Below are 2,612 nucleotides of genomic sequence, written 5' to 3' on the forward strand. Positions count from 1 at the left end.
GAGGGGAAATGAGGGAAAAGCTACCCCTCCGCCGGCAGGCGTCAGGATAGCTTTGATTGCAAGGGTTAATGCGCCGTCTTCGCTAATTCTCCATTTGTCCGAATGATGCTGATCAGAATCTCGGCCACCTTGATGAGATCGGCTTTTTTTATTCTTTCCTTCGTCGAGTGAATGTCCTCATAGCCTACCGACAAATTGATGGTCGGCACGCCGTGGCCGTTGAATACGTTGGCATCGCTGCCCCCACCGGAATGGAAAGTAAAAGGCGTTGCGCCAATGGCTTCCATCGCTTTGGACGCCATCTTGACGATGGGAGCGTCTCCGTCAAACTTAAAGGACGGGTAGAGAAGGAAACTGTTGAACTCGGCTGTCGCGCCCATTTCTTCCGCTGCCGAATAAGCAGCTTGTTCCATGGACTGAACTTGCCGCGCCAGCTTCTCTTTGTCCAAACTGCGGGCTTCGGCTTCCAAAACCACCTTGTCGCATACGATGTTCGTGGCGCCGCCGCCGGAAAATTTCCCGATATTCGCCGTCGTTTCCTTATCGATGCGGCCCAAATTCATCCGGGCAACGGCTTTGCTAGCCACGGTTATGGCACTGATGCCATCCTCGGGGTTTACGCCGGCATGGGCGGATTTCCCGTAAAAGGTGATGAAGACTTTTTGCTGAGATGGCGCAGCGACCGCAATGCCGCCAATGGCACCGTTGGAATCAAGGGCAAAGCCGTATTCGGCATCCAACCACTTGCTGTCCATGGCCCGAGAGCCCATTAAACCGGACTCCTCACCGGCGGTAATGATGAATTGAATTTGCGGATGGGCGATCTTCTGTTCTTTCAGAACGCGTATGCCTTCCAGCATGGCGGCAAGTCCTGCCTTGTCATCGCTGCCCAAGATCGTGGAGCCGTCGCTCCTTATGTATCCGTCTTCGTGTATTTGCGGCTTGATGCCTTTGCCCGGCATCACCGTATCCATATGGCTGGTAAACATGAGCTTGGGATGGGAGGTTCCGTCTTCTGTCGCCGGCAGGGTGCAAATCAGATTGTTTGCTCCGTGGCCGGTTTTAGCCATGGAATCGTCCTCTTCCACCGTCAATCCCAACTCCGTGAACTTGCGGCGGAGCACCTTGGCAATTTCCGCCTCATCCTTCGTTTCGCTATCAACTTGCACCAATTCAAGAAATTCCTGAACAAGCCTTTCTTCGTGTATCATGACTTCCCTCCATTAAGAGAAATTGACATACTTGCCGTATGGCCAACCATGCATATGTGTGATAAACGCGTTTGCCGACTAAACATCCTAGGGTTGAAAAGATCGCTCACAAATAGGTAGAATAGAGCAAGATGCACTAACCGGCGGTTTGTTATTCAGCCTGCGATACCAATGGTATCACGAGAGCGGGTTTGAAGCAATTCCGCCCTGCGAAAGGGGAGCAGTACAGTCAATGAAACGCCAAAAATTCTGGTTCCGGGTCGTGATCTGGGTAATGATCATCAGTATGGCCTTGTCATCCTTGCTTTTTGCAATTGAGATCGCGCTCTCCTAATGATAAAAAACACAGAAAAACACTCTCCGGCCGGCCATGAGATGGCAGTGGAGAGTGTTTTTGCTTGCGGTGAATACCGCATCGAAGACCCATTAATACAGCTTCGTATCCGGGCCATAGCTTTCCATGTTTTCTTTAACCCGCTGCAGGAACCGACCGCAGATGACTCCGTCCAGAATCCGGTGATCCAGGGACAAGCACATATTCACCATAGAGCGGACGGCGATCATGTCGTTGATGACCACCGGTTTTTTGACGATGGACTCAAAGGTCAGGTTGGCCGCTTGCGGATAAATGATGATCGGGTACGACAAAAGCGAACCGAAAGAGCCGGTATTGTTGACGGTAAAGCTGCCGCCCTGGACATCGTCCAGGCTGAGCTTGCCGGAGCGGGCTTTTTTCGTCAAGGTGTCGATTTCCCGGGCCAGGCCGGCGATGTTCTTTTGGTCGGCTTTTTTGATCACCGGTGTCACGACGGAATCTTCTGTCCCGACGGCCAGGGAGATGTTGATGTCCCGTTTGACGATGATCTTGTCCACCGCCCAAACGGAGTTCATGATCGGGTAATCCTTGATCGCGCTGACCACGGCCTTCAGGACAAAAGCCAAATAAGTCAAGTTGATACCTTCTTGCCGGATAAATTCGTCCTTCAACTTGGTTCGTAACGTCACCAGGTTGGTGACATCCACCTCCACCATCGTCCAAGCGTGGGGAATTTCCGTCGCGCTCTGCCGGGTGTTGCGGGCGATGGCGTTGCGCACCGGGGTGACATCGATGAGATACTCCCCTTGTCCGCCGTAGCCGCCAGCCTGGATGCCCGGGGCATCCTGCAGCGGTGTCGGCGGATACTCGGTCAGGTGCAGGCCGGTGGTCCGCACCGGTCCGGCCGGCGCCTGTGAAGGCAGCAGCGAAGGCGCTTGCGGCGGCGCAACGGGCGCGCTGGGCGCGGCGGCTGGCGCTGGCGGGGCCAGAGGGGCGGCGGCACGCGCCGGACCGTGCTCGATGTAATCGAGCACGTCCTTGCGCGTGATGCGCCCGCCGAGGCCCGTGCCCGCCAGGGCGGCCAG

Annotated in this window: 3 protein-coding genes; 1 reads left to right on the forward strand and 2 read right to left on the reverse strand. The window is 55.1% G+C overall.

The window, feature by feature from the left end:
• Positions 1 to 65: 65 nt before the first annotated feature.
• The gene (locus TJ79_RS15685; protein WP_040951285.1) at positions 66 to 1,211 is read right to left on the reverse strand and encodes a M20/M25/M40 family metallo-hydrolase; all 1,146 of its coding nucleotides are present in this window, start codon (positions 1,209 to 1,211) and stop codon (positions 66 to 68) included.
• A 232-nt stretch (positions 1,212 to 1,443) separates the two neighbouring features.
• On the opposite strand from TJ79_RS15685, the gene prli42 reads away from it, so the two are divergent.
• Positions 1,444 to 1,545, forward strand: coding sequence for a stressosome-associated protein Prli42 (prli42, locus tag TJ79_RS27275; protein ID WP_155987909.1), 102 nt, complete (start codon positions 1,444 to 1,446; stop codon positions 1,543 to 1,545).
• 92 nt (positions 1,546 to 1,637) lie between these two features.
• On the opposite strand, the gene TJ79_RS15690 is transcribed toward prli42, so the two are convergent.
• Positions 1,638 to 2,612 (reverse strand): dihydrolipoamide acetyltransferase family protein (locus TJ79_RS15690; protein WP_040951286.1); only part of this gene is annotated, 975 nt, incomplete at its 5' end.

The sequence above is a fragment of the Gorillibacterium massiliense genome, assembly GCF_000455485.1.
In the GTDB taxonomy this organism is placed as follows: domain Bacteria; phylum Bacillota; class Bacilli; order Paenibacillales; family NBRC-103111; genus Gorillibacterium; species Gorillibacterium massiliense.